The 19,922-nt window shown below is 67.6% G+C and carries 12 protein-coding genes; 6 read left to right on the top strand and 6 right to left on the bottom strand.

From position 1 onward, the window contains the following. The first annotated feature begins 132 nt into the window (after window positions 1–132). Window positions 133–924, top strand: coding sequence for a carbon-nitrogen hydrolase family protein (locus AAD496_RS01595; RefSeq protein WP_349826880.1), 792 nt, complete (start codon window positions 133–135; stop codon window positions 922–924). A 28-nt stretch (window positions 925–952) separates the two neighbouring features. On the opposite strand, the gene AAD496_RS01590 is transcribed toward AAD496_RS01595, so the two are convergent. Continuing rightward, window positions 953–2,059 (bottom strand): ABC transporter substrate-binding protein, encoded by a 1,107-nt coding sequence (locus AAD496_RS01590; protein ID WP_349826879.1) that lies wholly within the window; start codon window positions 2,057–2,059, stop codon window positions 953–955. A 206-nt stretch (window positions 2,060–2,265) separates the two neighbouring features. Then, a complete protein-coding gene (locus tag AAD496_RS01585; RefSeq protein WP_349826878.1) occupies window positions 2,266–2,910 on the bottom strand; it encodes a flavin reductase family protein in 645 nt (214 codons plus the stop codon). A 118-nt stretch (window positions 2,911–3,028) separates the two neighbouring features. Here AAD496_RS01585 and AAD496_RS01580 point away from each other — a divergent pair, with 118 nt between their 5' ends. The 3 genes from AAD496_RS01580 to AAD496_RS01570 all read left to right on the top strand — a co-directional run bounded on the left by AAD496_RS01580 (window position 3,029) and on the right by AAD496_RS01570 (window position 5,513). Next, window positions 3,029–4,294: an SGNH/GDSL hydrolase family protein gene (locus tag AAD496_RS01580; protein ID WP_349826877.1), complete on the top strand. Its 1,266-nt coding sequence runs from the start codon at window positions 3,029–3,031 to the stop codon at window positions 4,292–4,294. A 63-nt stretch (window positions 4,295–4,357) separates the two neighbouring features. After that, window positions 4,358–5,218, top strand: coding sequence for an aldo/keto reductase (locus AAD496_RS01575; protein ID WP_349826876.1), 861 nt, complete (start codon window positions 4,358–4,360; stop codon window positions 5,216–5,218). Between the two features lie 64 nt (window positions 5,219–5,282). Continuing rightward, window positions 5,283–5,513: a DUF433 domain-containing protein gene (locus tag AAD496_RS01570; RefSeq protein ID WP_349826875.1), complete on the top strand. Its 231-nt coding sequence runs from the start codon at window positions 5,283–5,285 to the stop codon at window positions 5,511–5,513. 43 nt (window positions 5,514–5,556) lie between these two features. Here AAD496_RS01570 and AAD496_RS01565 read toward each other — a convergent pair whose 3' ends face one another. Beyond that, on the bottom strand, window positions 5,557–5,724 hold the full coding sequence (locus AAD496_RS01565; RefSeq protein WP_349826874.1) for a hypothetical protein: 168 nt from the start codon (window positions 5,722–5,724) through the stop codon (window positions 5,557–5,559). A gap of 186 nt (window positions 5,725–5,910) precedes the next feature. Here AAD496_RS01565 and AAD496_RS01560 point away from each other — a divergent pair, with 186 nt between their 5' ends. Both AAD496_RS01560 and AAD496_RS01555 read left to right on the top strand, forming a co-directional pair. Beyond that, window positions 5,911–6,246: a hypothetical protein gene (locus AAD496_RS01560; protein WP_349826873.1), complete on the top strand. Its 336-nt coding sequence runs from the start codon at window positions 5,911–5,913 to the stop codon at window positions 6,244–6,246. Between the two features lie 161 nt (window positions 6,247–6,407). Beyond that, on the top strand, window positions 6,408–8,996 hold the full coding sequence (locus AAD496_RS01555; RefSeq protein ID WP_349826872.1) for a sigma-70 family RNA polymerase sigma factor: 2,589 nt from the start codon (window positions 6,408–6,410) through the stop codon (window positions 8,994–8,996). Between the two features lie 319 nt (window positions 8,997–9,315). Here the strand turns inward: AAD496_RS01555 and AAD496_RS01550 are convergent, their stop codons facing one another. From AAD496_RS01550 to AAD496_RS01540, 3 genes are all read right to left on the bottom strand, one after another. After that, the gene (locus AAD496_RS01550) at window positions 9,316–10,026 is read right to left on the bottom strand and encodes a hypothetical protein (RefSeq protein WP_349826871.1); all 711 of its coding nucleotides are present in this window, start codon (window positions 10,024–10,026) and stop codon (window positions 9,316–9,318) included. A 223-nt stretch (window positions 10,027–10,249) separates the two neighbouring features. Further along, the gene (locus tag AAD496_RS01545) at window positions 10,250–12,814 is read right to left on the bottom strand and encodes a 3'-5' exonuclease (RefSeq protein WP_349826870.1); all 2,565 of its coding nucleotides are present in this window, start codon (window positions 12,812–12,814) and stop codon (window positions 10,250–10,252) included. Window positions 12,815–12,816: 2 nt separating this feature from the next. Next, a complete protein-coding gene (locus AAD496_RS01540; protein ID WP_349826869.1) occupies window positions 12,817–19,722 on the bottom strand; it encodes a DEAD/DEAH box helicase in 6,906 nt (2,301 codons plus the stop codon). Window positions 19,723–19,922: the final 200 nt, after the last annotated feature.

Here is a 19,922-nt window from a genome sequence, read left to right as displayed (position 1 = left end):
CAGCGGGGCACGGACACTGAACATACGCCGTTCGCCCAGGAAGGCCGGTCAGTGAGTGGTCCGAGGGGTGACCATATCGCGATGTGGCCCGGGTAACGATCCTGCGATCCCGGGAGAGTATTTTCTGACCCCATGAAGATCTCACTCGTCCAGCAGAGCTCCCACGAGGACGCCGCCGACAACCTGTCCCTGGCCCTCGCCGCGATCGCCCGGGCGGCCCAGGAGGGTGCCGACCTCGTCGTCCTGCCGGAGGCGGTCATGTACCACTCGGCGGACACCTCGACGATCGCCGCACAGGCGCAGCCGCTCGACGGGGCCTTCGTCACCGCACTGGCCGAGGCGGCCGCCGCCCACGGGGTGTGGGTCATCAGCAATGTGTACGAGAAGGTGGAGGGTGCTGCGGACGGCGGGGACGTGCGGCCGTACAACACGAACGTCGTGCTCGACCGGTCCGGGGCGCTCGTGGCGACCTACCGGAAGGTCCACCTCTACGACGCGTTCGGGTACAAGGAGTCGGACTACGTGCGCCCGACCGCGGAGATCGACCCGCTCGTCGTCGAGATCGAGGGCGTGAAGGTGGGCGTGAGCATCTGTTACGACCTGCGGTTCCCCGAGTGGGCGCGCACGCTCGTGGACGCCGGTGCACAGGTGCTGCTGTACAACTCCGCGTGGGTGTCCGGCCCGCGCAAGGAGGACCACTGGAACGTACTCGCCCGGGCACGCGCCATCGAGAACACGGTCTTCACCGCCGCACTCACGCAGGGGCCACCCCTGGCGACGGGCGGCTCCGTGATCGTCGACCCGACCGGTGCGATCGTGGGCGAACTGGGCGCCACGGACGGGATCCTCACCCGGGACGTCTCCGTCGACGCGGTCGAGGCGGCCCGCGTCACCAACCCCACCCTCGCCAACCGTCGGCTCTGAGGACGACGGCCGGCGAGGGCGGAACGGGTCAGCTGTTGAGGTAGCCGGTCCAGACCTCGGTGAGCTCGTCGAGGTTCTCGGCCCAGTAGACGGCGTTCTGTGGGACGGTACCGTCCATGTGCTGGGAGATGTCGAACTCGTTGCCCATCTCGTCGAGTTCGGGCTTCGCGTCGACGTTCACGTTCGAGTAGCCGGTGAGCTCGGTCATCTGCGCCTGCTGCTCGGCCCCGAGGGCGAAGTTGATGTAGGCGTAGGCGGCCTCGGTGTTGGGCGAGCCCTTGGTGATGGAGAAGGTGTCCGGGGCGACGATCGCCTGCTCGTAGACCGGCTTGTAGTTGGTGCCGCCGTTGTTGGCGTCGAAGATGTTGCCGGCCCAGCCGAAGATGAGGTCGGCCTCTCCGCCCTGGAGCATCTGGGTCTGCTCGGCGCCGGAGGTCCAGTAGACCAGGTCGTCCTCGATGGAGCGGTACTTCTCGAGCGCGCGGTCGGTGTCGAGGGGGTAGAGGTCCTCGGGCGCGACGCCGTCACCCATGAGCGCACCCTCGAGCGTGCCCGGGGTGGGGGTGTTGCGGCCGTCGATCGCGCGGGTACCGGGGAAGTTCTCCGTGTCGAAGAAGTCCTCCCAGCCCGTCGGCGGATTGTCGCCGTAGACGTCGGCGTTGTAGTAGAGGCCGTACATGTAGGTCAGGGACGGCACCCAGCACTCACCGGAGCCGACGCCCTCGGGGATCTTCGAGGTGTCGATGCGGTCCATGTCGAGCGGCTCGAAGATCTCGCCGCAGTACGCCTCGACCTTCGCCGGGGTGGCGTCGAGGACGTCCCAGGTGACGTTGCCGGACTCGACCTGCGCCTGGAGCTTGGCCATGTCGGTGGGGCCGTCCTCCAGGACGGTGGCCCCGGTGATCTCGGAGAAGGGATCGGCGAAGGCCGTCATCTGGCCGGTCTGGAACTCGCCACCGTAGGACACGAAGGTCATGGTCGTGCCGTCGAGGGAGTCCGCGGGGACCTCCCCGGCAACGGGGTTCTCGAACACGGAGGCGTCGACCTCTGCGGTGGAGCCACCGCCCGACATGCAGCCGGTGAGCAGGAGTGCGGATGCGCCGAGAGCGCCGATGACGGGAAGCGTCTTCTTCATGGAGTCCTTCGTCGTGCGTGGGTGGTGTGCGTGGTGCGCACTCGGGGTGCGCGGGCGGCGGGCGCCGACGCCCCTGGCGCTCCGGTGGGAGCGCGGTGACCGTTCTCCGGGAGTTTCCTGGAAAAGGGCCGCCATTCACCATAGCGAAGGACTGGGTCACAGGGCCTGAATCGTGACCCTTCCGTTGTAGTCGGGCAGTCGGACGGTCACTCCCCCGGCTGCGGATCCAGCCGGGTCGGGTCGTACCGCGGCCGAGGCGCCACGACCGTGTCCGTCGACCGCACGTAGGTGCCCCGACCGTGCAGACGGCCCAGCAGGTGCATGGCGGGGGTGTCGAGGTAGAGCTTCTCCGGATCACTCACGAACTCGTCCTGGACGTGGGTGACGAGCACCTCGCCGACCGCGACGGTCTGGCGTTCACCGATGTCGAGGGCCTCGATCAGCCGGCACTCGAAGCTCACCGGGGAGGTGGCGATCCGTGGGGGTGCCACCTGGGAGGACGGTCTCGTCTCGATCCCGGCGTAGTCGATCTCGCTCACGTCGCGCGGGGCGTCGACGCAGGAGTCGTTCATCTTCTCGAGGTCCTCCTCACGGACAAGGTTGATGACGTACTCGCCGGTCGCCTTGATGTTCGTCGCGGTGTCCTTGTCCTGCCCGTCCGGTCCGTGGAGGAGTCCGAGCACGACGATCGCCGGGGTGTCCCCGAAAGCGTTGAAGAAGCTGTAGGGCGCCGCGTTCACCACCCCGTTCTCCCCCAGGGTCGTCACCCAGGCGATCGGCCGGGGCGTCACGCTCGAGATCATGAGCTTGTAGCGCTCCTGGGGCTGCAACTCGTCCATGCGGAATTCCATGTCGACTCCTGTGTCGGGGTGGGAGGGGTGTGGTGCCGCCGTCGGTCGCGGCGGGCGGGAGGGGTGGCGGGGCCTTCCGTGAGCGTACCGAGAATCGCGCCACGACTACCCTGGCACCATGACGTCGCAGCTCCCCCTCGCCGACCATTCCTCGATGCTCCCTGATTTCCTCACCGGCCACATCGAACTCGAACACACCGACGACGGCGGCATCATCCCCCACCGTCTGCCCACCTGGGCGCGCACGCAGTTGGCCGACCCGCAGATCGACATGGTCGAGGCACAGCCGGCCGGTGTCCGTCTGGAGTTCCGCACCACGGCCTCCGTCGTCGAGGTCGACGCCGCCCCCACCCGTTTCATGTACCGGGGGCTCCCGCCCCGCCCGGACGGCCTGTGGGACGTGGTGGTGGACGGTGTGCTCGTCGCCCAGGAGTCCGTGAACGGAGGCACCCGGATCGTGCTCGATCCGCGCGGCGGAGCCCCCGAGGTCACCCGGGAGCCCGCCGGTACGGTGCGGGTGGAGGTGCAGGGCGCCTCGGGAGCGGGTTCGCCGGAAGGACGGGAAAGCACCGTCCAGATCTGGCTGCCCACCCACGAGAAGACCGAGGTGACGGCCCTGCGTGCGGACGCACCGGTGGTCCCCCTCGGGGGTGCCGCGGGCACGGAACCCGCCGCCGAGGCGCCCTCCCCGGGATCAGCGCCCGCGGGTTCCCGATGCCGCTGGGTGCACCACGGCTCGTCGATCAGCCACGGGTCGAATGCCACGAGCCCGACGACGACCTGGATCGGCCGGGTGGCGAGGGAGCAGGACCTCGACGTGCTCAACCTGGGGTTCGGCGGGTCGATGATGCTCGACCAGGCCGTGGCGCGGACGATCCGCGACGCGGAGGCGGACCTCATCAGCATCAAGGTGGGGATCAACCTCGTGAACGCCGATCTCATGCGGATGCGGGCGTTCCGGAGTGCACTCCACGGGTTCCTCGACACGGTACGGGAAGGACACCCGGAGACACCGCTGCTGGTGGTGAGCGCCATTCATTGCGCGATCCACGAGGAGGTGCCCGGACCCGGTGCCTTCGACCCCGCGGCCGCTGCCGAGGGCCGCATGGCGTTCATGGTGACCGGGGACGCCGCCGAGGTGCCGGCGGGCAAGCTCACTCTGCAGACCATCCGCGCCGAGGTTGCCCGGGTGTGCGCCGAGCGGCAGGAGCACGACCCGCACCTGTTCCGCGTCGACGGGCTGGACCTGTTCGGCGCGGCCGACGAGGCGGAGCTCCCCTTCGCGGACAATCTGCACCCCGGCCCGGAGGCCCATGCACGGATCGCCGAGCGGTTCCGCTCCCACACCTTCGGACCGGGCGGGGCGTTCGCCGTGGCTCGCTGAGGGTTCCCTCCCGGCCCGGCGTCACCCCTTCCACCGGCGCCCCGGCTGCGGTAGGCATGGAACATGAGCTCCCCAGCTGAATCCCTCTCCGCCCACTCCGGTCTGACCCTCCCCACCCTTGGTTTCGGCACCTACGCCCTGCGTGGTCTCACCGGACGCGATGCGATCGTCGGCGCGATCCGCAGCGGCTACCGCCTGCTCGACTCCGCGTTCAACTACGAGAACGAAGGGATCGTCGGTGCCGCGGTGCGCCGGGCGATCGACGACGCGACCGTGACCCGCAGCGACCTGGTCGTCACCTCCAAGCTGCCCGGCCGCCACCACGACCACGCTGCCGCGATCGACACGATCGAGGAGTCCGTGACACGGACGGGGCTGGGCTACATCGACCTCTACCTCATCCACTGGCCGAACCCGCGGGTGGGCAAGTACGTCGAGGCGTGGAAGGCGCTCATCCACGCGAAGGAACGTGGGCTCGTCCGGGCGATCGGCGTGAGCAACTTCCTTACCCACCACCTGGAGACCTTGGAGAAGGAGACCGGGGTCGTCCCGGAGGTCAACCAGATCGAACTCCACCCCTACTTCCCGCAGGTCGACCTGGTGGCCTTCAACGAGGCCAAGGGGATCATCACCGAGTCGTGGAGTCCGCTGGGCCGCGGCACGGACCTGCTGGAGGAACCAGTGCTCGCGGAGGTCGCCCGCGCCCACGAGGCGACCCCCGCGCAGGTCGTCCTCGCCTGGCACATCGCCCGAGGCGCCCTGCCCATCCCCAAGACCGCCAACCCGGACCGCCGCGAGGAGAACCTGGGCGCGGTCGCCCTGGCGAACCGGCTGGACGAGGCGGAGGTCTCCGCGATCACGTCCCTGGGCCGGCCCGACGGCCGCCGCAAGGACCAGGACCCCGCGGTCTACGAGGAGTTCTGAGGACTCGACAGGACGGTTCGACCGACCCTTCCCGGAAGCCAACCGACGCCCGTAGAGTAGTGATATGGCACCCGCAGGCACCCACATGGACCGCATCACGGTCGACCCTGCCGTCATGCACGGTAAGCCGACTCTCCGTGGCATGCGGATCTCCGTGCAGAACGTGCTCGAGATGCTGGCATCCGGAATGAGCCCCGACGAGATCCTCGACGACTACCCCTACCTGGAACGCGAGGATCTGCTCGCTGCCCTGGAGTACGGTGCTCGGGCCTCCGGTAGCCACGCCGTCGTGTGACCTCACTTCCGTGTGACCTCACTTCGCCAGCGCCCGCCGGACGTCATGGCTTGAAGAGTTTGAGCTCGTCCGCCGTGTAGTAGAGCTGCGCGGTCCCGATGCGCACCAAGTACTGCTGCTTCTCCTCGTAGTGGTAGACCACGGTGCCGACCTGGTCCTTCATGGTCTCGCCGGTCACCTGCACCGTCGCCCCGATCGGGAACTCCTCCATCGGTGTCTCTTACTTCCTGGGCCCTCGAGCACGGCTGTGCCCGTCTCCCAAAAGCCTGGCACGCGAACAGGTCATCCGCTGTCCTGAAACACGTCATCGACGCGAGCGACACGTCCAGATCGACCCCACTACATGAGGGACGGCACCGCCGACCGGCGGCGCTGAACCTGAGTGAAAGGGGTCATCATGACCACCCAGCCGATCGAGTGGAATGTCCGGGTCGAGTACACGACTTCGGAGACCTACTTCCCCGACGATGCCCTCGAAGTGCACGAACGCCTGGCCCATTTCCATGCCTCAACGACGTGGAACCACGACGGCGATCCCCACGGTGGCTCGGCACGCCTCACCGTCGACGCCGACTCGATCGAAGATGCGATCTCCAACGCGATTGATTCGGTACAGGAGGAGGTCGCCGAGATCGCAGGCCTCACCGCCGTGATCACGGGCGTCACTGCGCAGACCCAGGACCGGTTCGAGCTCCGGGAGCTCACTCGCCAGCACTGGGAGCCCGACTGGTGAAGCCCTGGGCCCTGACCCACGGCACCACCTGACCCGGTGGACGGGGGTGTGGAGGACAGCCCGCGCGGTCGTCCTCCACACCACACCCACAAGATGTGTGTCCGAGGCCATCCGTAACGTCCGTCATGCCTGAGATCACCACTTCCTGACGAAGGTTCTCCATGACGGTCACACCCCTCTCCTCCACCGGCCCGTTCTCGCTCTCCCGTCCTGCGCACTCGCCGCGCCCGGGCCGCGTCTCCCGCCCACAAGGCGCCTCGCCGGTCGTGGCCGCCTCGGCGACGACGGTCTCCCCCGCTCCCGAGGCGCCCTCACCCGGCACCTCGACCGCGGGCCGGTTCCGTTCCCTCCTGCGCGGCACCCGCGCACGCACGGTGAACCCCGACCTGTGGGCCTGGCAGTGCGAGGCCCTGGAGTCCTGGTATGCCGCGGGCGGGCGGGGCGTCGTCGAGGCCGTCACCGGCGCGGGCAAGACGATGGTCGGGGTGACCGCGGCGTTCCAGGCCTTCGAGTTCGCGGTGCGGACGGTCGTGCTCGTGCCGACGATCGAGCTGCAGAACCAGTGGCGGACGCGGCTGCACGCGGTCGTCCCCGAGGCCCGGGTGGGCATCCTGGGCAACGGCGGGCAGGACTCGCTCGACGAGTGCGACGTCCTCGTCGCCGTCGTCCACAGTGCCGCGGCGCGGGAGAGCCTGCTCGCCGAGCACCACGACGGCCTGCTCATCGCCGACGAGTGCCACCGGTACGCAGCACCGGCCTTCGTGCAGGCGCTGAGCGAGCGGTTCGCGTTCCGCCTGGGGCTCACCGCCACGTACGACCGGCCGGACGAGCGGCACGCGCACGTGCTCGACCCGTTCTTCGGCGGGGTCGTGTTCCGCCTGGAGTACGCTCGGGCGCTGGCGGACGGGGTGATCGCCCCGTTCGACCTCGCCTTCGTCGGCGTCGACCTCTCACCGCAGGAACGGCACGCCTACCAGGAGTTCTCGGCGACGATCAGCAAGCTCGGGGCCGGGCTCAGGGCGCGGCTGGGCCTCGAGAATGCACCGTACGCGCAGTTCCTCCAGCGGGTGCAGCAGGTGGCGGGGCGGAAGAACGACCCCTCGCCGGAGACAGTCATGGCACTCAAATTCCTGGAGGCGGTCGCGCGCCGGCAGCGGCTTCTCGCCGATGCGCAGGAGAAACTCCTGGTCCTGTCGGGGTTGGCGCCCGTCGTCGCGGAGTCCGCGGGGACGCTCGTGTTCAGTCAGTCGATCGACAGCAGTTCGCAGGCCGGGTCCACGCTCGCCGAGGCCGGCATCGCGACGGAGGTCGTGAGCAGTCGGGCGGAGCCGCTGCGCCGCAAGATGTCGCTCCAGGCCTTCGCCGCGGGGAAGGTGCAGGCGCTGTGTGCCCCGCGGATCCTCGACGAGGGCATCGACGTGCCGGAGGCTGACCTGGCCGTCGTCGTCTCCGGGTTCCGGCAGCGCCGCCAGGTCGTCCAGCGACTGGGCCGCGTGGTCCGGGCGAAGGCCGACGGTCGGCACGGGCGGATGGTCCACCTGTACGCCCGCCACACGATCGAGGACCCGAGTTTCCGCAGCGATCACGGGCACTTCGACACGGTGGTGCCGACCGCCTCGCGGGTCGCGGAGTTCCGGACGACCGAGATCGAGGATCTCCTCGCCTTCCTCCGCCGAGGTCCGGAGTCGTCCGCGGCTCCGGCACCCACCGACCCCGCTCCCGAGGCGCCCTCCACTCCCCCGACCGTCCTCCGTCTGCACGGGGTGGGCGACAGGCACGGGGGTGGCGACGGAGCGAACGGCGACGTTCTGCGGGGCGGCGAAGGACGGGAGCCGGACCTCGACGCCGTGGACGGTGAGGATCTGGACCTGCTCGGGCTCTACCTGTCCCAGATCGGCACGACGGATCTGCTCACCGCCGAGGAGGAGGTCGAGCTCGCCAAGGACATCGAGGCCGGTCTGTTCGCCGATCACAAGCTCTCGGTGCTCACCTTCGCCCGGCGCCGGGACAAGCGGGACCTGGAGCGGATGGTCCGCGCGGGGCTCGATGCCGAGGACCGGTTCGTCCGGGCGAACCTGCGTCTGGTGGTGAGCATCGCGAAGAAGTACCAGCACCAGGGGCTGTCGTTGATGGACCTCATCCAGGAGGGCAATCTGGGACTCGCCCGGGCGGTGCAGAAGTTCGACTACACGCAGGGCACCAAGTTCTCGACCTATGCGACGTGGTGGATCACGCAAGCGATCACGCGCGCGTTGGCGGACTCGAGCCGGACGATCCGGATCCCTGTCCACGTCGTCGAGAAGTACGGCAAGTACCGCAAGGATCCGGCGGCGTTCCCGGAGTTCGCGGAGAAGGCACGGGTGCTGGAACGGCTCCAGCCGTTCTCGCTCGACCGGTCGCTCGACTGGGACCGCGCATTCGAGACCCGGCGGGGCGGGAACGAGGACTCCTGGATCGACCAGCACGTTCACCCCGACGCCGCGCACACCCACGTGGTCCCGCACCCGGAGGAGGGTGTTCTCGACTCCGAGTTCCGCGCGACGGTCCGCCATCTCTTGCACGCGTCCCTGGACGAGCGTTCCCGCCGGGTGCTGGAGATGCGCTTCGGCCTCACCTGTGCCGAGCCCATGACCCTCGACGCGATCGGCCAGGAGTTCGGCGTGACCCGCGAACGCATCCGCCAGATCGAAGGGAAGGCGATGAAGAAGTTGCAGGGGAAGCTGACTCGCCCGACACACAACGAAGAGTGACCGTCACTCAGTCGACGATCTCCACGTTCGAGAGCATGGAGAACGATCCCAAGCTCTCGACCATACGCAGGTACGCCGGCGCGATCGGCGTACTCATCCGCCACCACGTCGAAGACGACACAGGACAGCTCCTCGACGACCGCCGCAATGAATGGACTCGCGCGTATTCAAGATCAGCGAATTGATGCGTGTAATTATCCAGATGCCAAAGAACTGTGAGGATCTCAGTCCAGCTGATTCGCAAATTATTCGAACATCAGAAAAGCGAACATCACACCCCGCCAAAACGAAAGGCTCGTCTTCGAATTGGAAGGAGGCATTAAGATTTCGGAGAGGACGCCAATGGAAAACCATCCAGCCACTCACCTGAGCACCTACCGAGGATGGCTCCGTGAACTCTCATTGTCCTCCTGAGTTGAGACTCCCTCCTTACATGGTAAATATACGTCAAGCTGGCATTCCTCCACCCGCTTCTTACCTCCAGAATCAGTGCATAAAGAACCGTGCCGCTGCCCAGCAAGGACAGAATTACTGTCAAAACAATAGATTCCGTCGGAGATCTACCTACGTTAATAAGCAGAGGATAAAAAAGCGACCCGACGAGAAGAGCGTTCCCACACATCGCGGCAGTCACCCCCGGCATTCGGCTTAAAATAACAGACAACGCCATCCCCTCGCGCCTGCCCTCCTCCGTGCCCTCAGAAGGCAGGAAGTACCTGTAGTGAAACGGCGCCCGCACCCCTTCCCACTGGGAGATTAGGTCCCGCAGATTTTCATCAGCCGGCCGATAATTGGAGAATGGATTTCTATTCATAAGGTCAAGGTCTTTCTCAACCACCCCCCTCATCCACACGAATCCTAAAACTATAAAGGCACTTAAAATCAGCCATAAAGTCAGCGTAGCCCGGTTTTCCGATTCGAGGAATCTTCCTACTGTAAAGCTTACTATTGCTCCGGCCAGCAAAGGCAGAGCCTCTTTCCCGTACCGTTCCGTAAACTTCTTGAACTTACCCACGTCCGCCTCTCTCACGATTTTATCGATATCTTTCAGACGAGCCATCTTGGATGAAGCCAAATCCAAGACAGAAGATAGCAAATAAAAGGGCGGAATAGTTGAACGAAAAATGACACCAAGAGCCATATTGGCGAACGATCGGACTCTGCTTATCTCTTCGCCTCCGATCCCATAGTTCTCCCATCTTATGGTTTCCCCCTCGGGGAGATAGTCGAAAGTTTCGATTCTCTTTTCTCGATTAAGCACCAGGAACCAACTCGCTCTTCTTGCCCGACCACGTGACCACGAGTTCGTCACGGGCACGGGTCGCCGCCACGTAGAGCAGCGAACGCTCACGCTGGTCGATGTCCGCGGCGACTTCCTCGTCGTACCGCTCCTTGGCGAGCCTGACGGGCATCGACCCGTCGTTCACTCCCCACAGCACGACGTTCCGGAACTCGGTGCCCTTGGCCCGGTGCATCGTCATGACGAGCGGACTCTGCCCCCGCGAACTCGCCTTGCCGTCGATCGGCTGGATGTCGACGTCGAGCTCACTCAGCCGCCGGATCACGTCGTTCTGTGCCTTCCAGTCACGCACGAGCACGGCGATCTGCTCCGGCTTCACCGGGTCCGTCTCCCTGTCCAGCCACCCGCGGATCACGCCTGCCACGAACTCGGCCTCCGCTTGCGCCGACTCGAAGCCGCGCACCACCGGACGGGTGCCACGACGCAGCGACCGGTACCCGACGACGCTCTCGACGTTGTCCTCCAGGTCCGTGACCCCCTGACCGGCCGCGCTACCGGCCGCACTACCGTCGGCGCCCTCGGATCCGGCCGCTGACGTTTCGGCCACCGCATGCCCGGCCAGCACCTTCATGCCGAAGGCCAGGTTCAACTCCGTCGTCCGATAGTTGAGCGTCAACCGCCGCGATCGCCCGATGATGCTGATCCCGAAGGCCCCCAGCTTCACCTTCTGCCCGTAGATCCGCTGGTGCGAGTCCTCGGCGATGAACAGGTCGTTCGGCGTCCCCTTCCGCACCAGGGAACGCAGGAACTTCCAGTGCCCAGCGACCAGGTCCTGCCCCTCGTCGACCAGCACGTGGTCGGCCACGTACGCCGACGACCGCTCGGCCTCGGAACGGCCCACGACATCGACCCCGGCAACCTCGGCCCGCTTCGCCAACACCTGTGCCGCGATGTGCCGCTTCTCCTCGAAGGTCGCCACACCGCGCTGCGCCGCGAGCGTCCGGTACTGCGTCACGACGTCCCACACCGCGCCACGCTGACCACGGCTCAGCCGCACGCCACGACCGGGCCGCGGGACGCGCAGGTATCGCGCCTTCTGCGTGATCCCGTTGCCGAGCACGATCTGCTCGTACTCGTCCCGCAGGAACGCCACCTCCTGGCACCGCTCCGGCAGGTCGTCACCCGCCACGGCCACGGCGTCCTTCCACATCCGTTCGTCGTCGTTCGTCGACTTCACGGACTGCAGTACTGTCGTCCGCTCCGCCCCGAGCACCCGCCCGACCGCGGTCGACAACTCCCCGGCCTCGGCATTCCGCAGTACCTCGTACACGAGGGAGTCCAGACCCTGCACGTACACCCCCGGCTCGTCGAGCGAGGACGCCCGCCGCACCTCCGGGTCCAGCGCCTTCACCTGCGCATCCAACTCCGCCGCGAGGTTCCGCGTGTACGTCGACAGCACCACACGGGCCTCCGGGTTCGCCCGTGCCAGCCGCACCGCACGGTGCACGAGCACCACGGTCTTCCCGGTTCCCGCACCACCGGAGAGCCGGAACGGCCCCTTGTAGTCACGGGCCGCGAACCGCCGCTGCTCGGGGTGCAGGAACACCCGCCACGCCTGGAAGTCGCCGTCCTCCAGGACCTTCGCCAGCTCCTCCTCGCCGTCGATCACGGCGAAACTGAGCCGCGCCGCATCGGTCTGCATTCCCGCGAGGATCCGGTCCGCCTCGGTCTCCTCCGCCGAGGCGCCCTCGCCCTCCGCACGCACCGCACCGTCCGCCTCCGCGTCGCCGGCATCCGCACCCGTGCCGGGTACTCCGTCGGTGGTACCGGACGAATCCTCGGCACCGACCTCGGACGCAGCGTCCGGGTCGGCGTCGAACCCGAGCTTCACCCGGACCTCGGTCAGCTCCGTCCCGGTCGCCAGGTCGAGCAGGGCATCCGCCTGCCAGTCGGGCGCACCCCCGAGTGCGTCGAGCAGATCCTCGACCGTGTTCGCCGCACGGGCTGCTGCGATGTACTCGCGGTCGATCCCCATCCGGTCGTGCAGGTCCTCGTCGGAGTACTGGTCGATGAGCTGATGGACCAGTTTCTCCCCGACCGGCGCCACCACGGGCGCCACCTCCGCCGGGGCCCCGGAAGGCGTACTCTCAACGCCCTCACCGCCGGCCTCCTCCGCGGCAGGCGGCGCCTCGCCGGCACCGTCGTCCGCCAACAGCTCCGCGGCATCCGTCTCGTCCTTGACGACGGGCACCTGCTTGATCTCGGTGATCCCGTTGATGGGGTTCACGTCCAGCCGGAGCTTCCGCGCGAGCTTGATCGCGTCGTCGTGCGGGTAGATCCCGTAGAACACATAGGCGCTCTGGCTCGATCCGGCGAGCTTGAACAACACCGCCCGCCAGAAGTCGTCCACCCGACCGGTCCGGAACTTCGGGTCTACCGAGTGGTGGATCGGTTCGATGTGCAGACCCTTGCTCGCGTCGTCCTTGCCCAGCTTGGTCAGGAACTTGTACGCCTTGCCGTGGACGGACCCGTCCAGGTCCTCGACGGCCTTGTGCAGGATGACAGTCGACTTGGCCATCGTCACTCTCCTTCTATGTCTGCGTCGGCACTACCCGTCGCACTCGTGCCGACGCCGGCGAGCGCCGCCTTCACCCGGTCCGTCACGTCAGCACCGGCCGAATCCGCCGCACCGACGATCACCGTCCATCCTGACGACCGCAGACTCTCGGCCTCCACCGCGACGTCCTCGGCCGTCTCCTCATCCTCGTACAGCACCGCGACCTTTCGCTCACTCCACGACATGATCGGCACGGCGGTGCCGTCATCGGTCTCCTCGACGAAGGCCGGGAGTTCCTCGATCCCTGACCCGAAGAACGCCTCCAGGAACGATGCCTCCGCCGGGACGATCTCGTCCTTCTCCCGCAGTGTCGACACCGCGTCGCGCCACCGCGCGGAAACCGTGTCCTCCACCGCTCCCGAGGCGCCCTCCACCGGCACACCATCCGGAACCGGGGCATCTATGTCGGCCACGGAGACCGGTGAGACATCTCCCGCACCCGCATCGACCGAGCCGGCACCGAGCACCGATCCGACGGCGTTCTGCGTCCCCGCGACGAGGAAGTGCCGCAGGTGCAGCAGGTTCGACAGGTGCAACCACTCGCGCCAGGCCCGGTCGAAGGCCTCCGGGTCGGAGGTCATGGTCTCGACCCGGTCGTCGAGCACCAGGCCGATCTCGTCGACCGTCCCGCCCTGGACCACCCTCTTGTGGACCAGGATGCCCAGCGGTGCCCGTGGCAGATAGACACCGTTCATCTTCGTGCCCTCGGGCAGGGCCTTCCGTGTCCCCAACAGGATTCCCGGAACACCGCCCGACCCCACGAGGTGATGATCGGCGGACCCCTCGACCCACGCCCTCTTCGGCTTGATCCCCAGATCCTTCCCCGACCGCACCAGGAACTCCGGCAGAGTGTCCACGGTCTTCCTCAGTGCCGTCCGGAGAGCCTTCTCGTCGCTGGTCGCCCGGGAGATGAGCGCCAGCAGCATCTCCATCGGGTTCTTGATGAACTCCTGGGTCTCCGCCGGCCACTTCCCGTCGCCCTGCAGTTTCTGCGCGACCTGACCGTCGTACCACCACGGCAGCGCTCCCCCGCCGCCGGCAGAACTACCAGCAAAGCCACCATCGGCACCGCCGGCAGCCGCACCACCAACGGAACCACTAGCACCGCCGTCACGCACAGCGCCCTGCACGTCGTCGAGCGTCAACGCGATCGCCGGGTACCGCTGTGCCCGGGACCGCGTCCGTTTCCCGGCGTCCGCGGCCACGTTGTTGTACTGCGACGAGGCATGGAACTTCTTGCCGTCGGTGTAGATGGCGAGCGCCACCCACGGCAGCGTCGAGGGCGCCTGTCGGAGGAAGAAGTCCGGCACGGTCCCCGCGGAGTCCCGCAGGGACTTGGGCTGCGGTTCGAGCGCCCATCTGACATTCGACCCGTCGCGGGCGAACCGGACGATCGTCCCGTCCTGACTCGGCTCCTCGTGGATGTGGAACCCCTCGGACGTCAACCGGTCCTTGAGCACCCGGCGGAAGGTCCGCTCCAGGTACGACTCGGGATCGATGTCCTCCGGCTGCTCCTGCTGGACGCTCCAGACCGGAAGCTCCGCGACCGGGTCCTCACCACCGGAACTCCGTCCACCCCGCAGCAGTTCCTCGAGCATCTGCTCGGCGACGGCCCGCGACAGCAGCCCGGTGTTGTCCCGGTTGATGTACGGCAGGATGCATTTCTGGCACGCCATGCGCCCGGCCACGGCGTCGTCGTGCTGACACTCGCAGGCCCGCACGATCTCGTGGGCCTTCTGCAGCACGCCCCACAGGGTCCCCGGGGTCGCCAGATCGGCCAGGTACCCGGTCCCACCCGGAACGGTGTCGTGCAACAGCAACGCATCCGCGACGCCCCCACCGGACTGCGGCTCGGTCGTCTGCATGACGGCGATGTGATCGGGGTCCCCGCCCAGGTGCTCCCGCAACCCCAAGCGGATCGCGGCCTCCAGGCTCGGCAGGGCCATCGTCTCCCCTTCGAGCAGCCCCGCGGGCAGACGCAGCAGCGCCCCCTGGGTGTCGAGCTCGTGTGTGAGGACCACCCCGACGGAGTGTTCGTCCGGGCTCTTCCGGTGCGGGCACCACGGCCGGTGGTCGCGTTCGGTGTTGACGTTCGCCGCGGAGTCCAACTGTCCGCAGGCCTCGCAGATCCGGAACCGGGTGTTGCCCACCTCGGCACCGGCCACCATGATCTCCGCGCTCTCGCCCTTGGCCCCCAGGTTGGTCGTGACGATCCGGACGGAGCTCAGGTAGCTCACCCCGAGTCCGTAGTCCTTCACGTACCAGCGGTCGGCGATCCCCCGCGGAGCGATGTCCGCCGTGCTCACCACGGTGAACATCCGCCGCTTCCGTTCGTCGTCCCGGTCGCTGATCCGATTCTCGTCCCGGTTGACCAGGGCGCTCACCTTCGTGAGTTCGATCGCCGGGACGTGCTGGCCCACGTCAGCGATCCCGGCGTCCCCGCATCGCGGGCACACCGCGGGGACCACCGCGCCCGAGGCGCCCTCCCCCGCAGCACTCCCCGTACCGTCCTGCACATCGCTCGCACCACGGCCCGGCCGGCTGTCATGGGTGTACCCGCACTGTGCACAGAATGCGAGGGTGTACAGGTCTTCGCCCTGATGTCCGATGTCGACCGCGTCGATCCGCACCTCCAACCCCCGGCCGTAGAAGGTCGAACCCGGGGCGAAGTCGCGCAGGGCCTGGCGGGCACCGCGCTCGATCGAGACGCGTTCCTTGCGGAACTCCTCGCCGCCCAGGTCCCCGACCTCCTTCCAGTGCAGGGCCACGTCGAGTTCGACGGACTCGTCGAGCAGCGTGTAGTTGGGCAGCAGACCGGCCGATTCAAGCGCGGAGATCCAGTACCCGCTCCCGTCGTGTCCACCGTTCCGCGCGGCCGCCAGCGCTTTCTCGACGGCCCACAGTGCCGACTGTGCCGACCGGTAGGCCTTCTCGTCGTCCTCGGTCGCCGTCGCCGTGTTCTCCGCCGCGGTCCGCAGGGCCGGGAGCGAGTCGGAGATCGTCTGCCGGCGGTACTTCAGTTCCTCGATCTCACGGGTGTACGCAGTGCAGGCCGCGTAGACCTGCTCGGACAGCCCGGAAGTCTCGACCGCCCAGGTCCGCAGTTCCGCGGCGGCGAGTCCGACCAGTCCCGCGAAGGGACGGAGGAACGCCTCGACGAGCTCCTCACCCCGCTCGGCGTTGAGGGCGATGAGGCGGCCCAGAAAACTGCCTTCCGCTGTGCTCCCGAGCGCCTCGGCCGGGGTCGAGGGCTGGTCGCCGCCCTCCCGGGCCAGGGTGTCGACAAGGAAACCGACGTACTGACGCTTGATGATCTCGGCGGCGTCCAGGTACGTGGCCGGGGGTTGCACGGACCCGTTGATCACCGAGGTCGGGTCGCCGATCTTCGGCAAGGTCTCACCGCGCCCCTGGACGAACGTGAGGTCGAGGGCATTGCCCGTCTTGCGGCCCGCACGGCCGACGCGCTGGACGTAACTCGCGACGGTTCGCGGCAGGGAGGCGAGCACGACGGTCGAGAGGTCACCGATGTCGATGCCCATCTCGAGGGTCGGGGTCGCGACGAGCACGTTGGGATCCGCCGGTGACTGGTCCTTGCGCTTGAACCCGTCCTCGTACTCCTTGCGGACGGTCGCCTCAAGGATCGAGGAGTGTTCCCGCGCGACGATCCGCCGCATGCCCGGGCTCGTGTAGAGATCCCGGTAGAAGGACCGCGGCGCCGTCTCCGTCACCATCCGCCCGGAGCAGCTCACCATCATGCACAGGGAACCGTCCAGGTGCTCCACAGTCCGGGGTCCCGCCGGCCATTCGGTGCTGCACACGGTGCACCGCAGGACCCAGGCCTCCCCGCCCTCGACGTCGTCCCCGCGGAAAAGCCGGATCCGGGAGGCGGGCAGCCCGAACACCTTCGCCGTACCGTCCTTGGCGGACTCGCCCTGCAGGATGCTGCGGGTGGCCAGTTCGGTGAATAGGCGTTTCACCAGGCCACCGCCATGACTGGGCGTCACCTGGAGGGTACGTGCGGTGTACCGGGCGTACCAGGTGCGGGGGTCCTCGAAGAAGTCGAGGAGGATCTCCGGTCCGCCACCGGGCCGTCCCTTCTGGCTCTTACCCGTCATGGCGAAGCGCGGAGCGGAACGTCCGCGGGGGAAGGCCGGCATCCCTTGGTGTTTGGCCCGTCCGCCCCAGATCCGATAGCGGGTGCCACCCTCGCGGATGTATGGGAGCAGCCACTCGTGGTGGATCCCGCCCTGTGCCCGGAGGTGTTCGACGACGCCGCGGACCCAGGTCCGGCGGGCGGGCGCCTCGGGTGCGTGGTCTGCGCCTTCGGGGGTTTCCGAGAAGTGTCCGAACTCGGTCTCGGCGAAGACGGCGCGGGTGAGGTTGTCGAGCTCGTGGTCCTCGGGGAGATCCACCTCGGCAGTGATGGTGCCGGTGCGTTCCAGAGTGCGGCCCAGTTGTGAGGAGGTACCGAACTCCAGGGTCGCGTCGAACCGGAGCCTACGCTCCACGAGCTCGTGACCGGCGGGGTTCGGTTTCCGGGGTTGCTGCCACCACTGGGTGACGGCAGGGAAGGACGAGCCTTGTGCGAACACCGCGGGCAGCATCCGGTGGCGGGCAGAGAGTTGGTCCCCGGCGGCCTCGACGATGAGGTTCCCCATGCGGTCGAGCGTGGTCCCGCCCGCGGGGACGGCACCGGCGATCACGTTGCGCAGGGTGAGAGCGTGTGAGCGGGATTCGATGAACCCGGCGCGGTGTGCGGAGTCCTGCACGGAGTCGGTGAAGACGAGCGACTTCTTCTCGTCCTCGCGCAGGTCGGCGCTGCCGAACATGCTCGACAAGGTCACGGACAACATGGTGGCGACCGCGGAGCCCAGGAACCGGATGGAGTCCTTCTCCTCGCAGAAGGGGCAGACGTCCTGGCGGGCCTTCTCGTCCTCGTCCTGGACGAGCACCGGCAGCAGGTTGCCCGCGGCGAAGGACTCGCGGATGTCGTCGCTCGGGGGCTGCCGGTCGAACCGTTGGTAGTCAACATAGGCCGGATCCGGGCTCGTGAGTTGCCGGTTCTCCGTGTCGAACACCCGGAGGCGTGGGTGGTTGTCACCGGACTCGGGACCGTTGCGGAAGTAGGCTTCCGCCTCGTTCTCGGCGTAGAGGAGCGCCCGGAACCGTCCGTTCCCGTTCGCGTGTTCCCCGCGGATGTCGGAGTCCTGGGTCTCGGGCGCCAGGCCGTTGTTCACGGGCCCCAGGAGCACGCCCCACCCGGAGCGGTTGCAGTTGCGGCAGTACAGTGCCGGGAACGCTTCCCGGGAGGAGTTCTCGTCCCAGGTCCCTCCCAGGTGGCTGACCGCCTGGCCGTCGTCGAACCACCGGAACTCCGTGTCCCCACCGGCCACCCGGTCGATCCGGCTGAGTTCACGGACCCACAAGTGGACGTCGACGGTGAGGGCTTTACGTCCGGTCTCTGCCCGGACGAGGGACAGTGCCGCGATGATCGCGGTGAGGACCGTCCGCGTGTGTTCGAGTTCCCGGGGTCCGCGCTCGGCGGAGGGGAACAGGTCGCGTGCGAGATCGTCGAGGCGGGTGGCCGTCTCGGTGAGCGCGGCCAGGCGCCGGATGTCGGGGTGCGAGGCGAAGAGGCCGAGCAGGCGTGACGGGGCGTTGTCGGACCGGACATCGCCGTCACCGGTGAACAGCGCCGCCGCGGCGATCGCGGCCTTCTCCCCGGCCACGTCCGTCCGATCGATCCGGGAGGCGAGGTCGGGCACGTCCAAATCAGCAAACCGGACGACGGAATCCTCCGTCATCGAGGAGTCACGGTACAGCGCCGCCCACTCGTCGACGGTGTAGCGGCTCTCGGTGACGACGGCGTCCGGGGAGAACTCCTCGCCGAAGACCGTCTGTGCGAAGTGGAGGATCTGGCCCGGGTCGTTCTTGTCGCCGAGAGTCGCGGAGGTGGCGACCGGTGTGATCCGACCGAGTGGCCGGTCTCGGTGCTCGGTGGTGATCCGTGGATCGGCCGCGGTGGACCAATAGCTCTTGAGCTTGAGTCCCAGGCGCCGGAGGAGCATGGCGACGTCGGTGCCCTGCGCGCCGTCATAGGTGTGGAACTCATCGAGGACCAGGTACTGGAGCGACAGCGCGCTCTCTTCCCACAACTTCTGGTCCGCGGTGCGCAGCAAGAGTTGGTCGAGCATCTTGTAGTTGGTGAGCAGGATGTCCGGCGGGTCCTGCCGGATGGTCTCCCTGTCGTTGATGAGGCCCTCCGGGTCGACCTTCGTCCGGCGTTTGTCGCCCTGGTCGCCCACGTACATGGCGGCGCGGACGTGACCGTACTCGGCGCTCTCGGAGATCATCTCGGCCAGGCGCTGGGCCTGGTCCATCGCGAGCGCGTTCATCGGGTAGAGGATCAGCGCGCTGATGCCGCGCCCGCCCGCGCGCCGATGCCGCACGACGTGATCGAGGATCGGGAACAGGAACGATTCCGTCTTGCCGGAGCCGGTGCCGGTCGTCACGAGCGTCGGTGCCGGCCGCTCCGCCGGTTCCAGACCCTTCGATGAGAGACGGGCGAAAGCCGCCGCCTGATGGCCGTACGGGTCGAACTCACCGGTGCTGATGTCGAGGACGTCCTGCCCACCCGGTGAGGGCTTGAACGGGGTCCGGGTCCGCACGTACGGCCCCCGGAAGATCCCATTGTCAGGGTCCGACAGGAACGCATCGAGTGCGGACTGCACGTTCTTCTCGGCTAGCGAGAACGTCGTCTTGAGGTACCCGGTCAGCGCCTCCCGAACTCGATCGGCCTGGGTGGTGGGCAGCAATCGCCCACTGCCGGGGGAAGCGGGGACCTGCGGGGACGCGCTGGCGGAGCTCATGCCCCCAATCTATGCGCTACCCGGCGCGGACGTGGGCCGCGTGCCGCGAACTTCTCGGATACGACTCCGAGTCTCCGGCGGTCGCGCCTTTCGCACCCGCCCCTCGAAGCCCTCGTGACCGTTTCGTGATCATTCCTGACGAATCATTGGGTGGATCCACTCATTCGTGGGTGTGTCCCGCATCACCAGTATGGTCGGCA

The organism is Brevibacterium litoralis, assembly GCF_040212315.1.
Taxonomy (GTDB): Bacteria; Actinomycetota; Actinomycetes; order Actinomycetales; family Brevibacteriaceae; genus Brevibacterium; species Brevibacterium litoralis.
The sequence above is the reverse complement of the archived record's forward strand: the minus strand, read 5'-3'. Positions and strand labels throughout refer to the sequence as shown.

What these genes read in the sequence shown, in the direction of transcription:
- AAD496_RS01575 (WP_349826876.1), top strand. Translation starts at nt 4,358, where the DNA reads ATGAGCTCCCCAGCTGAATCCCTCTCCGCCCACTCCGGTCTGACCCTC.
- AAD496_RS01565 (WP_349826874.1), bottom strand. Translation starts at nt 5,724, where the DNA reads ATGGAGGAGTTCCCGATCGGGGCGACGGTGCAGGTGACCGGCGAGACC.
- AAD496_RS01555 (WP_349826872.1), top strand. Translation starts at nt 6,408, where the DNA reads ATGACGGTCACACCCCTCTCCTCCACCGGCCCGTTCTCGCTCTCCCGT.
- AAD496_RS01580 (WP_349826877.1), top strand. Translation starts at nt 3,029, where the DNA reads ATGACGTCGCAGCTCCCCCTCGCCGACCATTCCTCGATGCTCCCTGAT.
- AAD496_RS01590 (WP_349826879.1), bottom strand. Translation starts at nt 2,059, where the DNA reads ATGAAGAAGACGCTTCCCGTCATCGGCGCTCTCGGCGCATCCGCACTC.
- AAD496_RS01570 (WP_349826875.1), top strand. Translation starts at nt 5,283, where the DNA reads ATGGCACCCGCAGGCACCCACATGGACCGCATCACGGTCGACCCTGCC.
- AAD496_RS01545 (WP_349826870.1), bottom strand. Translation starts at nt 12,814, where the DNA reads ATGGCCAAGTCGACTGTCATCCTGCACAAGGCCGTCGAGGACCTGGAC.
- AAD496_RS01595 (WP_349826880.1), top strand. Translation starts at nt 133, where the DNA reads ATGAAGATCTCACTCGTCCAGCAGAGCTCCCACGAGGACGCCGCCGAC.
- AAD496_RS01540 (WP_349826869.1), bottom strand. Translation starts at nt 19,722, where the DNA reads ATGAGCTCCGCCAGCGCGTCCCCGCAGGTCCCCGCTTCCCCCGGCAGT.
- AAD496_RS01585 (WP_349826878.1), bottom strand. Translation starts at nt 2,910, where the DNA reads ATGGAATTCCGCATGGACGAGTTGCAGCCCCAGGAGCGCTACAAGCTC.
- AAD496_RS01560 (WP_349826873.1), top strand. Translation starts at nt 5,911, where the DNA reads ATGACCACCCAGCCGATCGAGTGGAATGTCCGGGTCGAGTACACGACT.